This is a genomic window from Nevskia sp., assembly GCF_051860985.1.
GTDB lineage: Bacteria > Pseudomonadota > Gammaproteobacteria > Nevskiales > Nevskiaceae > Nevskia.
Genome location: NZ_JBIMKV010000016.1, coordinates 87,625 through 106,752 on the forward strand (window position 1 = coordinate 87,625; position 19,128 = coordinate 106,752).

Below are 19,128 nucleotides of genomic sequence, written 5' to 3' on the forward strand. Positions count from 1 at the left end.
TACCGCGCTTACCCTCCGGCTCCGCTATTTCGCCTGGCCCGGATGAACGTCACACGCTGCGATGCCCTGCCCGATGGCGCGCTGGCTGCCCTGCTCGGCCGGTCCGGGCTGGAACTGGCCTGGCTCGCCGAGGCCGATGCGATTCCGGGCAGCTACTGGGGCGAGCCGGAAGCCGGGCTGGTCGGGCGGCGGCTGTACGTCCGCCGCGACACGCCGGTGCATTCGGCGCTGCATGAAGCCTGTCACTGGCTGTGCATGGACGAGGCTCGCCGCGCCGGTCTGCACACCGATGCCGGTGGCACCGACACCGAAGAAAACGCCGTCTGCTACCTGCAATGCCTGCTGGCCGAGCAGCTGGCCGGCTACTCGCGCGCGCAGGCATTTGCCGACATGGATGCCTGGGGCTACACGTTCATCCTGGGCTCGGCGGCAGCCTGGTTCGTCGGCGACAGCGACGACGCCATCGGCTGGCTGCGCCAGCACGGCCTGATCGGTGGCGACACAGCGCCGTTCACGCCGACGCTGCCGCCGGCAGCCGGCTGAGCCAGGGCTACGGCCGCGGCGATGGCTAGGCCTTGCGGGGCCGCTTCCAGCCGGGCAGCGAGCGCTGGTCGCGGGCGCGGTTGATGGTCAGCTGATCGTCCGGCGCGTCCTTGGCGATCGTCGAACCGGCGGCGATGTAGGCCCCGCGGCCGATGCGGACCGGCGCCACCAGCTGGCTGTCGGTGCCGATGAAGGCGTCGTCGCCGATGGTGGTGGTGAACTTGTGCGCGCCGTCGTAGTTGCAGGTGATCACGCCGGCGCCGACGTTGACCCGTGCGCCGATCACCGCATCGCCGAGATAGGCCAGATGGTTGGCTTTGGAGCCGTCTCCGACCGTGGTCTTCTTCAGCTCCACGAAGTTGCCGATGTGCACGTCCCGGCCCAGCTCCGTGCCCGGCCGCAGCCGCGCGTACGGGCCGATCACGCAACCCGGGCCGACGCGGCAGTCGTCGAGCAGCGAATGGGCTTCGATGCGGGTGCCGGCCGCCACCTCGACATCGCGCAGGATGCAGTACGGCCCGATCCGCACGTTGTCGCCGAGCGTGACCGTGCCTTCGATGACGCAGCCGATGTCGATCTGCACGTCGCGGCCGATGTGGAGCTGGCCGCGCAGGTCGAAGCGCGCCGGATCGGCCAGGTACAGGCCATCGCGCTGCAGGCGCTCGGCCTGCCGACGCTGGTACAGGCGCTCGGCGCGGGCCAGCTGCAGCGGATCGTTGACCCCTTCCACCTCGGCCGCGCTCGCCGCCTGCAGCGTGCGGATGGCGACGCCGTCACGGGCAGCAAGGCCGACGACATCGGTCAGATAGTACTCGCGGTTGGCGTTGTCGTTGCCGACGTGGGCCAGCCAGCGGCGCAGCCGGCGCGCCGGTGCGGCAATCAGGCCGGTGTTGACCTCGCGGATCTGCCGCTGCGCGTCGCTGGCGTCCTTTTCCTCGACGATGCCGGTCACCCGCCCGGCCGTGTCGCGCAGGATGCGGCCGTAGCCGCGCGGCTCGTCGAGCGTCACGGTCAGCAGCGCCAGGCCGTCCTGCGCCGCCTCGATCAGCGCCTGCACGGTAGCGGCGCTGATCAGCGGCACATCGCCATACAGCACCACCACGAGCGCGGTGTCCGGCACCGCCGGCAGCGCCTGGCCGACCGCATGCGCGGTGCCGAGCTGCTGCGCCTGGATCACCGCCTGCGGCGCAGCGCCGGGCCGCGTTTCAAGCCAGGCGCGCACCTGCTCGGCGCCATGGCCGAGCACCAGATGCGCCTGGCCGATGCCGGCGTCGGTCGCGGCATCGAGCACATGGCCGAGCATCGGCTTGCCGCCCACGGCGTGCAGCACCTTCGGCCGGGCGCTCTTCATGCGCGTGCCCTGCCCGGCGGCAAGGATGATGGCGTGAACGCGGTCGGACATGGCTTCGGCGGCAGCGGGCGGACGCCGATGATAAGGCCCGCCGCCTGCGAAAAGGCCCGCCGGGTTGAGCCGGCGGGCCTTCAGGACAGCGGTCGCGCCGGTCTGCGTGCGTCATGGCGCAGGCCGGGGCGAGCGGGACTCAGGTGGTGACCTGGGCCAGCTCGCGGCGTTCGTTGCCGCCTTCGGAACGGCTCTTGAGCACAGCCCAGTCGACGATCAGCGCCGAGCCGGTCACCGGTGCCATGCGCGCCCAGTCCTGCAGCAGCACCAGCACGGCGTAGTCGACGTGGCGCAGCCGCTCGATGTCGAGCGTCAGCTGGGTGCCCGGCGGAATCTCGTCAAGGATCTTGGCGATCCACGGGATGTTCAGGAACGTCGCGAAGCCGACCAGGCGCAGCGTCCGGGCATTCGCCTCATCGCCCTTCTTCAGGTGCAGGTGCAGCCGTGCCGAGCGCAGCGCCAGCCGCAGCAATGCGAAGCCGATGCCGACCATGACGCCCATCAGCAGATCGGTGGCGATGATGGTCAGCGCGGTCACCGCGTAGACCGACACGTTGCCGCGACCGAACTCGGCCAGTTCCCGGATCTGCGACGGCTTGACCATCTTGAAGCCGGTGTAGACCAGGATGCCGGCCAGCGCCGACACCGGCGCCATCCGCAGCAGCCACGGCAGCAGCAGCACGAAGGCGAGAATCCAGCTGCCGTGCAGGATCGTCGACAGCCGCGTCTTGGCACCGGCCTGGACATTGGCCGCCGAGCGCACGATTACGCCGGTCATCGGCAGTGCGCCCATCAGCCCGCACAGCGCATTGCCGACGCCCTGCGCCGTCAGTTCGCGGCTGTACTGGGTGCGCGCACCGTCGTGCATTCGATCGACCGCCGCCGCCGACAGCAGCGTTTCAGCGCTGGCGATGAACGCGAATGCCGCCGCCGACACCAGCAGCGCCGGTGTCGTGAACAGGCCCAGCAGCTTCGACGGCGTCACCCATTCGATGCCGGCGATCAGGTTGTCCGGCAAGGTCACGCGGTTGACGCCGAGTTGCAGCGATTCGGCGATCAGCGTGGCCAGGATGATCGCGATCAGCACGCCCGGCAGCAGCTTGACCCGCGCCGGCCGGAACTTCTCCCAGGCGACGATCATCGCGATCGTCGCCAGGCCCAGCGCCGCCGCCTGCGCGCCGGCACCGTTGGTCAGCGCGTTGAAGATCAGCTTCGGTGCGGCGAAGAAGTTCAGGAAGCCGGTCGGCAGCGGCTTGGCGTCGAACATCACGTGGAACTGCGAGGCGATGATCAGCACGCCGATGCCGGCCAGCATGCCGTTGACGACCGCTGGCGACACCATCCGGAACCACATGCCGAGGCCGGTCACGCCGGCCACCACCTGGATCAGGCCGGCGATCAGCACCACCGGCCCGAGGGCGATGATGCCGTGTGCCTGCACCAGCTCGAACACCAGCACCGCAAGCCCGGCGGCCGGACCGCTGACCAGCAGCGGGCTGCCGGAGATGCTGCCGACCACGATGCCGCCGATGATGCCGGTGATCAGGCCGGCCGCCGGCGGCACGCCGGAGGCGATCGCGATGCCCATGCACAGCGGCACGGCCACCAGGAACACGACGATCGAGGCCAGGACGTCCGCCATCAGGTTCTGACGGGCGGGCGCCTCGGCCGCCATCGCCGGCTGCGAGGCTGCCGCGCTCATCGCACGTCACCCTTGCGGATCGGCGCCTGCAGCGCGCCCGCACGCGGCGCCGAGGCCGGCCGGCTGGCGACCGGCGCCAGTTCGTCGTCAGCGCCTTCGCTGCCTTCCTCGACCTCGATGGTCCGGAAGCAGCGCTGCTCGGCATCGAAGACGTGGATGTCCGCCGATTCGATGTCGAACACCCAGCCGTGGATGCGCAGCCGGTTGGACGCCAGCCGCGCCGCCACTGACGGATGGGTGCGCAGATGGTCCAACTGGGCGATGACGTTTTCCTCGGTCAGTGCCAGCAGCCGGGAGCGATCGCCGCTCTCGTCGAAGTTCTCCTCGAGCACATGGCGCGCGATCTGCGCGTGCTGCAGCCAGGCGGTGACAGCCGGCATGCCATCGGTGCTGCCGGGCTTGAGCGTCGCCTTCATCGCGCCGCAGTCGGAATGCCCGCAGACCACGATGTCCTTCACCCCGAGCACCACCACTGCGTACTCGATCGCCGCCGACACGCCGCCGACGAACTGCGCGTACGGCGGCACGATGTTGCCGACGTTGCGGACCACGAAGATCTCGCCCGGATCGGACGAGGTGAAGTACTCCGGCACCACGCGCGAATCGGCGCAGGTGATGATCAGGGTGTGCGGGGCCTGGCCACTGGCCAGCTTCTTGAACAGCCGCTGCTTGGTCGGATAGGTGACCTTGCGGAACTGGGCGAAACCTTCGATGAGCTTGTCCACGGGATGCCTCGTATGTCGTATGGCCGCAGCGCCGGCGTCGACGGGACGTCAGCGGCGCTGCAACGGGAAATGGGAAACCTGCTGGCTCGCGCGCACGCCGGGCCGGGGGCCCGAAGTGCTTGCGAGGGATCGCGCCGGCTGACGGGGACCGCCGGTGCTGCCGGCGGCAACGTCGAATCAGGACGCGAGCGAACGCCCGGTCAAACCGATCTGCTGATCGGGCGGGCGGAAGGTTTCCGACGACATGCGGAGGATCGCCGCGAGGTCCCGATTACGAGCCATGCGGGCGACGACCGGCTGGAACAGATGGGTGAACTCGCGCAGGAAGAACAGCTTGACGTCATGCGTCTCGTCCAGCGCCACCAGCGGCACGGACTCGCATTCAGGTTCTTCGGCGCAATCGGCCGGCTGCGCATCCGGCAACGTGTCCGGCGCCGGCGGCAACGCATCGGCGATGGCTGCCAGCGTCACCAGCACCTTGCTGTCCTGCACCGACGACACCGCCTGCGCCACCCAGGTCACCGAGCACATCACGACCATGAACATCGCCACGACACGCGCCCAGCGTGCAGTGGACAGTCGTCGGATGTGGGCAAACAGCGACATGGGGCTTGAAGGAGGTCTCGGGTGTGGTCTGCCAGTGACAGCAGGATGAGCAAAAAGTGCACCGCCATTGACTCTACGCGAAGCGCGGCCGGCAAATGGCAAGGATTCGTCAACGGCACTGCAAAAACGCCAGACGGCTGGCATTCGTTCCAAGCTTATCCCGCTGCCGTTTCAACCCGGCGACATCTCGACATCGGGGCGGCACCGGTGCCGGTGCGATCAGGCCGTCGCCGCTGCCGGGCCCGGACATGAAAACGCCGACACGAGGTCGGCGTTTTCAACGGCCAGCAGGGCGAGTGCGTCAGTGCGTCGACTTCTTGATCTTGGTCAGGAACTCGGCCAGCGCGGCGGCCTGCAGCAGCTCCGCCTGGGCCTTGGCGAGGTCGACGTCGGACTTGGCGTTCGACAGCTTTTCCTCGGCGCGGCGCTTGGCCTCGGTGGCCAATGCCTCGTCGCAATCCTTGGCGCGGATCGCGGTGTCAGCCAGCACGGTGACCAGGTGCGGCTGCACCTCAAGGATGCCGCCGCCGACGAAGAACGCCTGCTCCACGCCGTCCGTGCCCTTGACGCGGACCGCGCCCGGCTTCAGCCGAGCCAGCAGCGGGGCGTGGCGCGGCGCGATGCCGACTTCGCCCAGCTCGGCCGGCGCGAACACCATCGACGCCTGGCCATGATGGATCTGGCCTTCTGCGGAAACGATGTCGATTTCGATGGTTGCCATAGCTTGCTCGGTTGCCTTCGGTACGGATCAGGCGCGCCTGATCAGAGCTTCTTCGACTTCTCGACCGCTTCGTCGATCGAGCCGACCATGTAGAACGCCTGCTCCGGCAACGCATCGTGCTTGCCATCGACGATTTCGCGGAAGCCGCGGATCGTTTCCTTCAGCGACACGTACTTGCCCGGCGAGCCGGTGAACACTTCGGCGACGTGGAACGGCTGCGACAGGAAGCGCTGGATCTTGCGGGCACGGGACACGGCCTGCTTGTCGGCTTCCGACAATTCGTCCATGCCGAGGATCGCGATGATGTCCTTCAGTTCCTTGTAGCGCTGCAGCACGCCCTGCACGTCGCGGGCGGTGTTGTAGTGCTCCGAACCGATGACGTTCGGATCAAGCTGACGCGACGTCGAGTCGAGCGGATCCACGGCCGGGTAGATGCCGAGCGAAGCGATGTCACGCGACAGCACGACGGTGGCGTCGAGATGCGCGAAGGTGGTCGCGGGGCTCGGATCGGTAAGGTCGTCCGCCGGGACGTAGACGGCCTGGATCGAGGTGATCGAGCCGGTCTTGGTCGAGGTGATGCGCTCCTGCAGCGCGCCCATTTCCTCGGCCAGCGTCGGCTGGTAGCCCACTGCCGACGGCATACGGCCGAGCAGTGCCGACACTTCGGTACCGGCCAGCGTGTAGCGGTAGATGTTGTCGACGAAGAACAGCACGTCGCGGCCTTCGTCGCGGAAGTACTCGGCCATCGTCAGGCCGGACAGCGCCACGCGCAGACGGTTGCCGGGCGGCTCGTTCATCTGGCCGTACACCATCGCCACCTTCGATTCCGGCAGGTTGTCGCGGACGATGACCTTGGAATCCGACATCTCGTGGTAGAAGTCGTTGCCTTCGCGGGTACGCTCGCCGACGCCGGCGAACACCGAAAGACCCGAGTGCTCCTTGGCGATGTTGTTGATCAGTTCGAGCATGTTGACGGTCTTGCCGACGCCGGCACCGCCGAACAGACCGACCTTGCCGCCCTTCGCGAACGGGCACAGCAGGTCGATGACCTTGATGCCGGTTTCCAGCAGCTCGGTCGAACCGGACTGGTCTTCGTAGCTCGGCGCGTCGCGGTGGATCGCCCAGTGGTGTTCGGATTCGACCGGACCGACTTCGTCGATCGGCTCGCCGAGCACGTTCATGATGCGGCCCAGGGTGGCCTTGCCGACCGGCACCGAGATCGGGGCGCCGGTATTGGAAGCGACGAGGCCGCGCTTCAGGCCGTCCGACGAACCGAGCGCGATGCAGCGCACGATGCCGTCGCCCAGCTGCTGCTGCACTTCGAGCGTCAGCTCGGTGCCGGTCACCTTCAGCGCGTCGTAGACCTTCGGGATCGCATCACGCGGGAATTCGACGTCGATGACCGCGCCGATAATTTGAACGATCTTGCCGTTGCTCATCGCTGTTTCTCTATCCGGAATTCTTGGGGTACCGCTCTAAAAATGCGCGCTCAGACCGCTGCCGCGCCGCCGACAATTTCCGCCAGTTCCTTGGTGATGCTGGCCTGGCGAGCCTTGTTGTAGGCGAGCTGCAAGCCATTGATGATCTTGCCGGCGTTGTCGGTGGCCGCCTTCATCGCGACCATGCGGGCGCTCTGTTCGCTGGCGACGTTCTCGACCACGGCCTGGTAGACCTGCGACTCCACGTATCGCTGCAGCACGGTATCGAGCAGCTCGGAAGCGCTCGGCTCGTACAGGTAGTCCCAGTTGTCGGCGAGCTTCTGCACGCCGGCATCCGGCTGCACCGGCAGCACCTGGCGAACGCCCGGACGCTGGGTCATGGTGTTCACGAACTGCGTCGAGGCCAGGTACAGGCGATCGATGCGGCCTTCGCGGTAGGCGTCGGTCAGCACCTTGATGGCGCCGAGCAGCTGGTCGAGGTGCGGCTTGTCGCCGAGGTTCGCGTTCTGCGCGACGACCTTGCCGCCGACCCGGCGGAAGAACGACAGGCCCTTGTTGCCGATCACGGCGTACTCGGCCTCGATGCCGGCGTCACGCCATTCGCGGATCGAACGGGTCAGCTGGCGGAACAGGTTGGTGTTCAGACCGCCGCAGAGGCCACGGTCGGTCGACACCACCAGCACGCCCACGCGCTTCACCGGCCGGTCGGCCATGAACGGATGGGTGACTTCGGTGTTCGCCTGCGACAGATGCGCGATGGTGCGGCGGATCTTCTCGGCGTACGGACGCGCTTCGGTCATCCGGACCTGGGCGCGGCGCATCTTCGAGATCGCCACCTTTTCCATCGCGCGCGTGATCTTCTGCGTGTTCTTCACGCTCTTGATCTTGCTGCGGATTTCTTTGGCGCCTGCCACTGTATTTCTCGGTCGTGCTCAGGAATCGCTTAGATCGCGGACTGCTTCTTGAACGCGGTGATCGCGGCCTTCAGCTCGCCTTCGATCGCGTCGTTCCAGTCGCCCTTGACGTTGATCTTGTCGAGCAGCGGCTTCTGGTTGGTGACGAGGTACTGCTGCAGCGCGGCCTCGAACGCACCGATCTTGTCGACCGCGACGTCGTCAAGGAAGCCCTTTTCGGCGGCGTAGATCGACGCCGCCATCTCGGCGACCGACATCGGTGCGTACTGCTTCTGCTTCATCAGCTCGGTGACGCGCTGGCCGCGCTCGAGCTGCTTGCGGGTGGCTTCGTCAAGATCTGACGCGAACTGGGCAAACGCTGCCAGCTCACGGTACTGGGCGAGCGCCAGCTTGATGCCGCCCGACAGCTTCTTGATGACTTTGGTCTGGGCCGCACCACCGACGCGCGACACCGAGATACCGGCATTCATGGCCGGACGGATACCGGCGTTGAACAGATCGGTTTCCAGGAAGATCTGGCCGTCGGTGATCGAGATCACGTTGGTCGGCACGAAGGCCGAGACGTCGCCGGCCTGGGTTTCGATGATCGGCAGCGCGGTCAGCGAACCGGTCTTGCCCTTCACCGCACCGTTGGTGAACTTCTCGACGTAGTCGGCGTTGACGCGCGCGGCGCGCTCCAGCAGACGCGAGTGGAGATAGAAGACGTCGCCCGGATAGGCTTCGCGGCCCGGCGGGCGCTTCAGCAGCAGCGACACCTGACGGTAGGCGACGGCCTGCTTGGACAGATCGTCATAGACGATCAGCGCGTCTTCGCCGCGATCGCGGAAGTACTCGCCCATCGTGCAGCCCGAGTACGGGGCGACGAATTGCAGCGCGGCGGCGTCGGAGGCCGACGCGGCAACGACGATGGTGTGCGCCAGCGCGTTGTTCTCTTCGAGCTTGCGCACGACGTTGGCGATCGAGGACGCCTTCTGGCCGATGGCCACGTAGACGCACTTAATGCCAGTGTTCTTCTGGTTGATGATCGCGTCGATCGCCATCGCGGTCTTGCCGGTCTGACGGTCGCCGATGATCAGTTCGCGCTGGCCGCGGCCGATCGGGATCATCGCGTCGACGGCCTTGTAGCCGGTCTGCACCGGCTCGTCGACCGACTGGCGGGCGATGACGCCCGGGGCGATCTTTTCGATCGGGCTGGTGCCTTCGGCGGCGATCGGGCCCTTGCCGTCGATCGGGCGGCCGAGCGCGTCGACGACGCGACCGAGCAGCGCACGGCCGATCGGCACTTCGAGAATGCGGCCGGTGGTCTTCACCGTGTCGCCTTCGGTCAGGTGCTTGTAGTCGCCGAGCACGACGGCGCCCACCGAGTCGCGTTCCAGGTTCAGCGCCAGGCCGTAGGTCGGCTCGCCGTCGACACCCGGGAATTCGAGCATTTCGCCCTGCAGCGCGTCGGACAGACCGTGGATGCGGACGATGCCGTCGGCCAGCGACACGATGGTGCCGGTGTTCCGGGCTTCGGTCGCGGCCGCGAAATTCTGGATGCGGCCCTTGATCAGGTCGCTGATTTCGGAGGGATTCAGTTGCATGTCATGTGCTCGGTGCTAGCTCGCCGCGACAGGCCGCGGCAGCCGGGAATTGGCCGGATGGGAATAAGGTCAGGCAACCAGTTGCAGGCGCAGCCGCTCAAGCTCGCCCACCGACGAGCCGTCGATCACCAGGTCGCCAGCGCGGATCACCGCACCGCCGATCAGGCTTTCGTCGACCTTCGTGGTGACGTTCAGCTTGCGCGCCAGCCGGCGGGCAATGGCATCGACAAGCGCAGCCAGCTGCTCGGGAGCTGCCGGCGACGCCGTGGTGATCTCGACATCGATCGTGGCTTCGGCTTCGGCGCGCAGCGCTTCGTACTCGGCCGCGATCGCCGGAGCCAGCTTGAGGCGGCCGTTGTCGATCAGCAGGCGCAGCAGGTTCGCGCCTTCGGCACCGATCTGGCTGCCGAGGGCATCGATCAGAGCCTGCGACAGCTGGCCCTTGCCCACCGCCGGATGACCGATCGCGGCAGCGACGGCCGGATCGCTGACGGCGTCAGCGAGGCCGCGCAACACGTTGGACCAGTCGCCGAAACGGGACGTGTCGCGCGCCAGCTCGAACACCGCTTTCGCGTACGGCCGCGCCAGTGTGCTCAGCTCGGCCATCAGACTTTCGCCGCCAGCTCGGAAATCAGCTCGGCATGGGCACCGCCGTTGATTTCGCGCTTGAGGATCTTGGCAGCGCCGGCGACGGCCAGCTCACCGACCTGGCGACGCAGCGCGTCCTTGGCCTGGGTGATTTCGCGAACCACTTCGGCATGGCCGGCGGCGACGATGCGCGCCTTCTCGGACTCGGCATCGGCGCGTGCCTGCTCGACCATCTGGGTGGCCTGCTTGTTGGCGGCGGCGACGATTTCCTGCGCCTGGGCCCGGGCGGCCTTCAGCGCTTCGTCGCCACTCTTCGACGCTTCGGCAAGCGCCTTCTGACCCTTCTCCGCCGCAGCCAGACCATCGGCGATGCGCTTCTGACGCTCGTCGAGGGCCTTCGTGATCGGCGGCCACACGAACTTCATCGTGAACCAGACGAAGATCGCGAACACGATCATCTGGCCGACGATGGATGGAATACTGGCCTGCATCGCTTAGGCTCCGAAAAAAAGGATCAACCGACGTGTCTTGCGACGATGTGCTTACTGCGCGGCAGCCTGGACAACGGCCAGCAGCGGGTTCGCGAACATCATCAGCAGGCCCATGGCGACGCCGATGATCGCGACGGCGTCAAGCAGGCCGGCGATGATGAACATCTTGGTCTGCAGCATGTTGGCGAGTTCCGGCTGACGCGCGGCGCCTTCCAGGAACTTGCCGCCGAGCAGGCCGAAGCCGATGGCGGTACCGAGGGCGGCCAGACCGAAGATCAGACCGATGGTCAGCGCGGTGTTGGCTTGGATTTGGGCGACGAGTTCCATGAAGTGCTCCGTTGGGGTTCTGCGTTGAAAAGCGTTTGAGGGATTGCTGCGACAGCGGAATCGGACGCTGCGGAATGGCGACTGCTTAATGATGCTCGGCGTCGTCGTGATTCTCGTTGGCCATGCTGAGATACACGATGGTCAGCGTCATGAAGATGAACGCCTGCAGGGTCACGACGAGAATGTGGAAGATCATCCAGCCCATGCCGGGGATGACCTGCGCCCACCAGGGCAGCAGCGCGATCAGGATGAAGATCAGCTCGCCTGCATAGAGGTTGCCGAACAGTCGCAGCGCCAGCGACAGCGGCTTGGCGAGATATTCGACGGTGTTCAGGATGATGTTGAACGGCAGCAGCTTGGCGCCGAACGGATGGGTCAGGAATTCCTTGGCGAAGCCGCCGACACCCTTGGACTTGAAGCTGTACCAGAAGATGAAGAAGAACACCGACAGCGACAGCGCGAAGGTTGCGCTCATGTCGGCCGACGGCACCACGCGCAGCGCATGCAGGCCAAGCACGTGCTCACCGAACAGCGGCAGCAGGTCGACCGGCACCAGATCCATGCAGTTCCACAGGAACACCCAGCAGAAGATGGTCAGCGCAAACGGGGCGATGAAGCTGCGGTCGCCCTTGAACGAATCCTTCACCGAGTTGTCGACAAACTCGATGATGATCTCGACGAAATTCTGCAGCTTGCCCGGCACGCCGCTGGTGGCGCGCACGGCAGCCAGCCGGAACAGGGTCAGGAAAATCAACCCGAGAACGGTCGAAAAGAATAGGGTATCGATGTGCCAGTTCGTCATGGAGACGAAACCGGCGTCGTGATTGGACGTCATGTGCATCAGATGATGCGAGACGTATTCCGCTGGAGTCTTGGCCGCGCCGCTTTCTGCTGACATCACGAATCCCAGGTCAGAGCCCACCAGTAAACCAAAAGCGCAACGGCAAACGTTGTGATCAACGGTGCGAAGTTGCTGCCGAAAACTTTTACTGCCACTGCAAACAACACCACTGCCAATGCGAACTTGCGCATCTGCGCCCGGTAGAAATTCGCGACCACCTGATTGGGGTCATCGGAATGTCGTCCGAACGTCTTGAGCGCCGCGTAAAACGTGAGCGTTGCCGCGATTGCGCCGCCTGCTAGCGCTGCACCCCCTGCCTGGATATCCCGTATCCATACCCAGAGTGCCGCACCCAGCAATCCGATAAGCAGCTGCCGTAGTGCGATGCGATTGGCTGTTTTCATGCGAGCTTTGTAGCGTCGCGATGAGCGCCGGGGGCGTCAAAGCGCGCGGAGTATACGCATCTACGGTGTCGATCTTCAACTATCTCGCTCGGAAATCCCTGCAATCTCCGCGCTTTGCGTCATCCATCGGCTGCGTTCTGCATATGTCACCTGTCACCCCGACGACGCGATGACGGCCATATTCCGGACCGATTTCCGGCGCTTCCGGGTCGCCGTTCTGTCCGGGTGATGTCGCCAATTCGTCAGCGGCATAACGCGCAATCAAGGCCTTGGCAGCGCTGCGGATCCTGGCGATCGGGAGATGTCGACCGTCACGCAGGCGGGACAATCCCGATTGTTGCGCCGCCACAAAATCGGCACGGGACAGCCGTCAGCGCCGGCCATCGGCGCTAACGGCTGCGCATCAGCCGCGCATGATCCGGCCGACCAGCCGCGTCACCACGCCGCGCGGCGCGACTGCCGTCGCCAGCGCCGCGATCTTGGTCATGCCGCCCGGCACCACCACCCGGCTGCGGCTGGCGAGGCCGGCCAGCGAGGCATCGACGATGTACTGCGCCGACACCATCGAGCCCTTGGGCACCTTCTTGCGCAGGTTGTGGGCGCCGGTGGCTTCGAAGAACGCGGTGTCGACCGGGCCCGGGCAGACCGACATCACATGGACGCCGCGGCCGCGCAGTTCCTCGTTCAGGGCGTCGCTGAACGAATAGACGAAGGCCTTGGTCGCGGCATAGACCGCGAAGAACGGCATCGGCTGGAAGGCCGCCGACGACGCGATGTTGATGATCGCGCCGTGCCTGGCTTCCAGCATCGGCGGCAGGAAGGCATGCGACAGATCGACGACAGCCGACGCGTTCAGGCGGATTTCCTCCGCCTCGCGGGCGGCATCCTGCTGCTCGAACGCACCCTGGGTGCCGAAGCCGGCGTTGTTGATCAGCAGGTCGACCGACATTTCCAGCGCGTCGACCTGCTTCCTGAGCCTGGCGCCGCAGTCCGGCTTCGACAGGTCGGCGGCGATCACCTGAATGTTGCGGCCGGTCTCGCGCGTCAGTTCGCCGGCCAGTTGGCGCAGCTTGTCCTCGGAGCGGGCCACCAGGATCAGATCGCTGCCGGCGCGGGCCAAGGTCGCGGCGAAGGCGGCGCCGATACCGCTGGAAGCCCCGGTGATCAGGGCAGTCTTGTACGCATTCATGGGCAAGTCTCGAGTCGAACACGCAGCACGATGCTGCACTGCGGCAGTGTACGCAGCAGGTTTCGAAATTCGGGATTACCTCAAGCCATCGCCTGCGCCGGCGGATCGGGACCGGGCGACAGGCTTGCCGCCGGCCTCAGCGCAGCAGCTTCAGCACTTGCTGCAACTGGGCGTTGTTGTCGAACGAGATCACCAGCTTGCCCTTGCCGCGCGGCGTCTGGTTCAGGCTCACCGGCACGCCGAGGCGTTCGCTGAGTTCGACCGCCACCGGCGATGGCGGCGCGGGTGCCGGTCCCGGCGGAAGCGGCCGCAGCGAGGCCGCCAGCAGCGCCTCGGTCTGGCGCACGGTCAGATCCCGCTCGATCACCTGCCGCGCCAGTTCGGCCTGCTTCGACGGACTGGCGCCGAGCAGCACCTTGGCATGGCCCAAGGTCAGCGCGCCGCTGCGGACCAGCGCCTGTACGCCTGGATCGAGATCGATCAGCCGCAGCAGATTGGAGATCGCGGCGCGCGACTTGCCCACCGCTTCCGCCGCCTGCTCGTGGGTCAGGCCGCATTCGTCGATCAGCCGGCGCAGCGCCTCGGCTTCTTCCAGCGGGTTCAGGTCGGCACGCTGGATGTTCTCGACCAGCGCGACCGCCATCGCGGTGCGGTCTTCCATCTTGCGCACCACGGCCGGAATCACGCTGAGCCCGGCCAGCTTCGAGGCCCGCCAGCGGCGTTCGCCGGCGACGATCTCGTAGGCCGCCTCGCCGACTTCGCGGACGATGATCGGCTGCACCACGCCCTGGGCGCGGATCGATTCGGCCAGCGCTTCGAGCTGGGCCGGGTCGAAAACGCGACGCGGCTGGTGACGGCCGGCACTCAGCTGGTGCACCGGCAGCTCGCGCAGCTCATCCCCCGCCGCCTCGACGCTCTGCGGCTGCGAGCTGCCGAGCAGGGCATCGAGCCCGCGACCGAGTCCACGCTTCTTCACAGACACTTATTCGCTCCCCAGACGCAGCTGGCCGCCATCGTGGCGACGCAGCAATTCACCGGCCAGCGCCAGATAGGCCTTGGCCCCGGCGGAGGCGGCATCGTAGGCCATCACCGGAATGCCGTGGCTGGGCGCCTCGGCCAGCCGCACGTTGCGCGGCACCAGCGTGCGGTAGACCTTGTCGCCGAAATGCTCGATCAGCTGCGCCGACACCTCGTTCGACAGGTTGTTGCGCGGATCGAACATGGTCCGCAGCAGGCCGTCGATCTCCAGCCGCGGATTGATCACCCGCTGGATCTTCTTGATGGTGTCGACCAGCGCCGTCAGCCCTTCCAGCGCGTAGTACTCGCACTGCATCGGGATCAGCACGCCGTCGGCGGCAACGAAGGCGTTGACGGTCAGCTTGGAGAGCGCCGGCGGGCAGTCGATCAGGATGTAGTCGTAGTCCGCCGCCACCGTTTCCAGCGCCAGCTTCAGCGCGAAATCGCCGGCCGGCATGTCGCGCAGCTTGATTTCGGCTTCCGTCATGTCGGCATTGGCCGGCAGCACGTTGAAGCCCAGGCCTTCGCTGGTGGTGGTCGTGTCGCGCGCCGATGCCGCTTCCAGCAGCACGTCGCGGACGCTCCACTGGAGCCGGTACTTGTCGACGCCGCAGCCCATCGTCGCGTTGCCCTGGGCATCGAGATCGACCAGCAGCACGCGCCGCCGGGTCGCCGCCAGCGAGGCCGCAAGGTTGATCGTCGTCGTGGTCTTGCCGACGCCGCCTTTCTGGTTGGCGATGGCGATGATGCGGGTCATGGGCCTGGGTCCGGGGAACGGGAGACTGGAAACGGGCGCAGCTTACGCGGCGCGCAGCACGAGCAACTGCCGCATCTCGTCGAGCCCCGGCACCGGCAGCCGGATGGTCGACTCGATCCGCCAGCGTGCCGGCAGCGCGGCGCGCTCGGCATCGTCGACATGCGCCTTCATCGCCAGCCAGCAGCTGTCCGGGCCGGCCAGGTGCTCGGTCACGGTGACGAAGTCGGCAAGGCTGGCAAACGCGCGGCTGATGATGAAATCGTAGGTGTCCTCCGGCACGTGATCCTCGGCGCGGCCTTCGAACACCTCGGCGTTCGTAAGATTCAGCGCCCGGATCGCATGACGCATGAAGCGCGCCTTCTTGCCCGCCGAATCCAGCGTGGTGACCCGCAGGCCAGGCCGGGCAATGGCCAGGATCAGGCCGGGAATGCCGGCGCCGCTGCCGACGTCGATCAGCCGCGCGCCGTCAGCGAGCTGCGGCAGCGCCGGCAATACGGTCAGCGAATCGAGCAGGTGGCGCAGCACCATGTCGTCGACGATCTTGATGCCGGAAAGGTTGTAGGTGGCGTTCCACTTTTCCAGTTCGGCCAGATAGCGCATCAGCGGCGCGGTCAGCTCGACATCGAGGCCGAGCCGTTCGAGGCCGAGGCGCAGGCGCCGCTCGCTGTGCGGATGGCGGGACTCGCTCATCGCGGCTCGGCCGCTGCAACGACGGTGGAAACGGGCTGGGCCAGCATGATCGCGACGAGTGAAAGGGCCGCGAAGTATATGCCGGCGCTCCGCCGGCTCATCGCCAGGCCGGTCCGGCGGCGGTCAGGGCAGCGCCGGCCGCGCGCCGCGCCGCTGCTGCTCGACCATCAGGCAGCGGTCCTGCACCACGGCGATGCCGGCCCGGGCCAGCGCCTCGGCGAAGCCATCGTGGCGGATGCCGGACTGCAGCCAGACCGCCTTCGGCCGCGCCGCCAGCAGGTCATCGAGATGGCCGGCCAGCGCCGACGGCAGCCGGAACACGTCGACCAGATCGAGCGTCCCCGGCACCTCCGCCAGCTTCCGGAACACCGGCTGGCCGAGGATGGTGGTGACCTCCGGGAAATAGGCCGGCACCGGCACGATCGCGTAGCCGGCCCGCGCCAGCGCCGCCGGCACGTAGTGCGCCGGCTGGTCGGCATGCGATTCCGGCTTGATGCCGAGCACGGCGATCCGCCGGGTCGCGGCCAGCAGCGCGGTGATGCCGTCGGCATCGGTGATCAGGTTCTGCTGCCAGGACATGCCGATGAGCTTCCGTCGCAAGGGGCAAACATCGTAGCAACGGGCCGTCCGCTGCCGGCAAGGCTTGCCGAACGCGCCGCCGGCCGTGCAGGCTGCGCCGCCCTGCCCGCCTGCGGAAAACGACCATGGATCTCGGAGCGTTCTCGATCAGCCTCGCCGTCAAGGATCTGGAGGCCTCCCGGCTGTTCTACGAAAAGCTCGGCTTCACCGTGGCCCACGGCCAGCAGTCGCAGGGCTGGCTGATCATGAAGAATGGCGACCACGTGATCGGCCTGTTCCAGGGCATGTTCCCGACCAACATCATGACCTTCAATCCGGGCTGGACCGCCGATGCGAAGACGCTCGACGCCTACACCGATGTCCGCGACCTGCAGCGGCAGCTGAAGGCGCGCGGCCTTGCCCTGATGACCGAGGTCGACGAGGCCGGCAGCGGCCCCGGCAGCTTCATGCTGGCCGACCCGGACGGCAACGTGATCCTGGTCGACCAGCACATCTGAAGCCGCGCGCCTCAGCGGCGCAGCGACGAACCCGGGTACTCGCCCGGCCGCAGGATCGGCAGCGCCACGTCGGTCACGGTCGCCTCGTACGGATTCGGTGCCGCCAGCAGGCTGCCGTCGAGCGCCGAGCCGATCGGCGGAATCGCGGTGCCGAGCGCGAAGTTCACGACATTGGTCAGATTCGGCAGGCTCAGCGCGCTGACCACGGCCGCGTACTGCACCTGCTGCTCGTAGAACAGCAGGCCAACTTCATCGCCGGCCTCCAGCAGCTCGCCGACCGCCGGCAGCTCGACCACGCCGTTCTGCTGGCTGCGGTTGCTGTCGTGAATGCCTTCGACGAAAGGCGTCAGCTGGTCGTCGACCAGGATCAGGCTGCCGTTGCGCCGAATGCCGACACCGACGAAGGCGATCGCCGGGCGCGGCAGCAGGTTCGGCCCCGGCGTCACCTCGATGCGGCCCAGGCGCGGCACGCCGGCCAGCGCGTAGCCGGCGTCGGCCACGGTCAGCACCGGCACGAAGCTCGGCGCACTGCCGAGCAGCTGGCCGACGCTGGCGGTGCCGCTGGCCAGCGTTGCCGGCAGCGCCCCGGCGCCGGTGAGGCTGCCGGCCGGCATCCGCTCCAGCGCCAGGCCCGCCGGCGTGCCGCCCGGCTGGCCCTCGACGGTGGCGGCGACGCTGAGGCAGACCTTCGGAATCCCGTCGACGCCGCTGGCCGGGCCATCCTTCAGCCAGCGCTCGTACCAGGCCAGCACCGCGTCGATGCCGTTCACCGTGCCGCAGCTCGCCGTGCCTTCCACCTGGTTGGCGAGCGGGTTCATGTGCCCGCCCTCGGTGCTCAGCAGCCGCACGTCGGCGCCGGCGGCGCCGAAGTACTCGGCGTTGTGCACGCCTTCGGTCAGGTTGAACAGCACGTCGCGGTTGCCTTGCAGGAACAGCGCCGGTACCGGGCGCAGTCGCGCCTCCGCCTCGCCGAAGCCCCAGGGCGCGCTGGCGGCCTGCCGGGTTTCGAAGTAGCGCATGCCATGCGTGAAGAAGAACGGGTCGATCTCCTCCGCCGTCACCGTCCGCGGCTGGGTGGTCGGCCGGCCGAGCGCGGTGACCAGGTCGTCGCGGGTGCGGATCGTCGAGGCCAGCAGGTTGCCGGGGCCGACCTGGTTGCACAGCGCGGCAACCACCGGCGTGTTGACCACGCCGCCGGTGGCGCCGAGCAGGCACAGCAGGCCGTCGAAGCCGAGCTTCACGGCATCGCCCGGCAGCAGGCTGTACAGCAGGTTGTTCCAGGTGCCGTTCGGCACGATCGCGTCGATGCGCGGATCCAGCGCTGCCAGGGTCATCTGGAAGCCGCCGCCGTAGCTGACGCCAAGCGTGCCGACCTTCAGATCCTTGGCGATGCCGGTGCCGGTCTGGCGCTCGAAGTTGAAGGTGTCGGCATTGTCGTAGGCCCAGTCGAGCAGCCGGCGGCTGTCCTGGGTTTCCAGCAGCGGGTCGATGATCCGGGCGTTGCTGCTGGCGGCGGAATCGCCGTGGCCGCGCTGGTCGAAGCTGATCACCGCGTAGCCGTGGAACGGTAGCGCCGCCGCCAGCTGCTCGATCGACGGAAAATGCGGCGCATTGCGCACCGCCGACAGATCACCGCTGGCCGCCAGTGCCTTCAGCCGCGAACCGCCGTAGCCGTGGCTGTGCAGCACCACCGGGAAGCGGTCTCCCGGGCAGCGCGCCGGCAGCAGCACGGTGTAGTGAAGCGTCGAGGTCGGCGTCGGATCGGTCGACGGATCGCTGTCCGACGGCAGGTCGACCACCAGGCTGCGGTCGATCGCCTGGGCCGGCGTCGGGCTGGCGCAGGCCGCCGTCGGTGGCCGGGGCGTGGCCAGGTTGTCGCTGCTGCCGCAGCCGGCGAGGATCAGCGCGAGCGCGCAGGGAATCGAGCGAAGAAAACGATGCATGGCCGGTCGGCCCTCAGGAAAATTGGAAGGCCGGAGTATGCCGTCGCGCCGACGCCGCGTTAACGGACCCTAGGGCCTGTCATCAATTGCTTTGCTCGTTGCGGCGGAGGTCGTTTTTGCCCAGTGCAACGAACGAGGAGCGGCCAATGGTTGTTCCATTGGCGCGACGA

General features: G+C 67.2%; 21 protein-coding genes. 2 read left to right on the top strand and 19 right to left on the bottom strand.

Features of this window, described 5'->3' with window-relative positions:
* The first annotated feature begins 42 nt into the window (after positions 1–42).
* Positions 43–543 carry a hypothetical protein gene (locus tag ACTIGJ_RS15540; protein ID WP_439641241.1) on the top strand — a complete coding sequence of 167 codons (501 nt, stop codon included), beginning with the start codon at positions 43–45 and terminating at the stop codon, positions 541–543.
* Between the two features lie 25 nt (positions 544–568).
* Here ACTIGJ_RS15540 and glmU read toward each other — a convergent pair whose 3' ends face one another.
* From glmU to ACTIGJ_RS15630, 18 genes are all read right to left on the bottom strand, one after another.
* The gene (gene glmU / locus ACTIGJ_RS15545; protein WP_439641242.1) at positions 569–1,945 is read right to left on the bottom strand and encodes a bifunctional UDP-N-acetylglucosamine diphosphorylase/glucosamine-1-phosphate N-acetyltransferase GlmU; all 1,377 of its coding nucleotides are present in this window, start codon (positions 1,943–1,945) and stop codon (positions 569–571) included.
* Between the two features lie 139 nt (positions 1,946–2,084).
* On the bottom strand, positions 2,085–3,647 hold the full coding sequence (locus ACTIGJ_RS15550) for a SulP family inorganic anion transporter (RefSeq protein ID WP_439641243.1): 1,563 nt from the start codon (positions 3,645–3,647) through the stop codon (positions 2,085–2,087).
* A complete protein-coding gene (locus ACTIGJ_RS15555) occupies positions 3,644–4,372 on the bottom strand; it encodes a carbonic anhydrase (protein WP_439641244.1) in 729 nt (242 codons plus the stop codon). The genes ACTIGJ_RS15550 and ACTIGJ_RS15555 overlap by 4 nt, the downstream gene beginning before the upstream one ends.
* Positions 4,373–4,549: 177 nt before the next feature.
* Positions 4,550–4,978, bottom strand: a complete 429-nt coding sequence (locus ACTIGJ_RS15560; RefSeq protein WP_439641245.1) for a hypothetical protein — start codon at positions 4,976–4,978, stop codon at positions 4,550–4,552.
* A gap of 301 nt (positions 4,979–5,279) precedes the next feature.
* On the bottom strand, positions 5,280–5,699 hold the full coding sequence (locus ACTIGJ_RS15565) for a F0F1 ATP synthase subunit epsilon (RefSeq protein ID WP_439641246.1): 420 nt from the start codon (positions 5,697–5,699) through the stop codon (positions 5,280–5,282).
* 41 nt (positions 5,700–5,740) lie between these two features.
* A complete protein-coding gene (gene atpD, locus ACTIGJ_RS15570; protein WP_439641247.1) occupies positions 5,741–7,138 on the bottom strand; it encodes a F0F1 ATP synthase subunit beta in 1,398 nt (465 codons plus the stop codon).
* A gap of 50 nt (positions 7,139–7,188) precedes the next feature.
* Positions 7,189–8,052 carry a F0F1 ATP synthase subunit gamma gene (atpG, locus tag ACTIGJ_RS15575; RefSeq protein WP_439641248.1) on the bottom strand — a complete coding sequence of 288 codons (864 nt, stop codon included), beginning with the start codon at positions 8,050–8,052 and terminating at the stop codon, positions 7,189–7,191.
* A 29-nt stretch (positions 8,053–8,081) separates the two neighbouring features.
* Positions 8,082–9,635 (bottom strand): F0F1 ATP synthase subunit alpha, encoded by a 1,554-nt coding sequence (atpA, locus tag ACTIGJ_RS15580; protein WP_439641249.1) that lies wholly within the window; start codon positions 9,633–9,635, stop codon positions 8,082–8,084.
* A 69-nt stretch (positions 9,636–9,704) separates the two neighbouring features.
* Positions 9,705–10,241, bottom strand: coding sequence for a F0F1 ATP synthase subunit delta (locus tag ACTIGJ_RS15585; protein WP_439641250.1), 537 nt, complete (start codon positions 10,239–10,241; stop codon positions 9,705–9,707).
* Positions 10,241–10,714 (bottom strand): F0F1 ATP synthase subunit B, encoded by a 474-nt coding sequence (locus tag ACTIGJ_RS15590; protein WP_439641251.1) that lies wholly within the window; start codon positions 10,712–10,714, stop codon positions 10,241–10,243. The genes ACTIGJ_RS15585 and ACTIGJ_RS15590 overlap by 1 nt, the downstream gene beginning before the upstream one ends.
* A 51-nt stretch (positions 10,715–10,765) precedes the next feature.
* Positions 10,766–11,041: a F0F1 ATP synthase subunit C gene (gene atpE, locus ACTIGJ_RS15595; RefSeq protein ID WP_439641252.1), complete on the bottom strand. Its 276-nt coding sequence runs from the start codon at positions 11,039–11,041 to the stop codon at positions 10,766–10,768.
* 85 nt (positions 11,042–11,126) lie between these two features.
* Positions 11,127–11,939, bottom strand: coding sequence for a F0F1 ATP synthase subunit A (gene atpB / locus ACTIGJ_RS15600; protein WP_439641253.1), 813 nt, complete (start codon positions 11,937–11,939; stop codon positions 11,127–11,129).
* On the bottom strand, positions 11,939–12,286 hold the full coding sequence (locus tag ACTIGJ_RS15605; protein ID WP_439641254.1) for an ATP synthase subunit I: 348 nt from the start codon (positions 12,284–12,286) through the stop codon (positions 11,939–11,941). The genes atpB and ACTIGJ_RS15605 overlap by 1 nt, the downstream gene beginning before the upstream one ends.
* A 403-nt stretch (positions 12,287–12,689) precedes the next feature.
* Complete coding sequence (locus tag ACTIGJ_RS15610) at positions 12,690–13,475, bottom strand: SDR family NAD(P)-dependent oxidoreductase (RefSeq protein WP_439641255.1); 786 nt, start codon at positions 13,473–13,475, stop codon at positions 12,690–12,692.
* Positions 13,476–13,611: 136 nt separating this feature from the next.
* The gene (locus ACTIGJ_RS15615) at positions 13,612–14,457 is read right to left on the bottom strand and encodes a ParB/RepB/Spo0J family partition protein (RefSeq protein ID WP_439641256.1); all 846 of its coding nucleotides are present in this window, start codon (positions 14,455–14,457) and stop codon (positions 13,612–13,614) included.
* Positions 14,458–15,249 carry a ParA family protein gene (locus ACTIGJ_RS15620; protein WP_439641257.1) on the bottom strand — a complete coding sequence of 264 codons (792 nt, stop codon included), beginning with the start codon at positions 15,247–15,249 and terminating at the stop codon, positions 14,458–14,460.
* A gap of 42 nt (positions 15,250–15,291) precedes the next feature.
* Positions 15,292–15,939, bottom strand: coding sequence for a 16S rRNA (guanine(527)-N(7))-methyltransferase RsmG (rsmG, locus tag ACTIGJ_RS15625; protein WP_439641258.1), 648 nt, complete (start codon positions 15,937–15,939; stop codon positions 15,292–15,294).
* 123 nt (positions 15,940–16,062) lie between these two features.
* A complete protein-coding gene (locus tag ACTIGJ_RS15630) occupies positions 16,063–16,518 on the bottom strand; it encodes a CoA-binding protein (RefSeq protein ID WP_439641259.1) in 456 nt (151 codons plus the stop codon).
* A 125-nt stretch (positions 16,519–16,643) separates the two neighbouring features.
* On the opposite strand from ACTIGJ_RS15630, the gene ACTIGJ_RS15635 reads away from it, so the two are divergent.
* Complete coding sequence (locus tag ACTIGJ_RS15635) at positions 16,644–17,015, top strand: VOC family protein (protein ID WP_439641260.1); 372 nt, start codon at positions 16,644–16,646, stop codon at positions 17,013–17,015.
* Positions 17,016–17,026: 11 nt separating this feature from the next.
* On the opposite strand, the gene ACTIGJ_RS15640 is transcribed toward ACTIGJ_RS15635, so the two are convergent.
* Positions 17,027–18,958, bottom strand: a complete 1,932-nt coding sequence (locus tag ACTIGJ_RS15640; RefSeq protein ID WP_439641261.1) for an alpha/beta fold hydrolase — start codon at positions 18,956–18,958, stop codon at positions 17,027–17,029.
* Positions 18,959–19,128 lie beyond the last annotated feature (170 nt).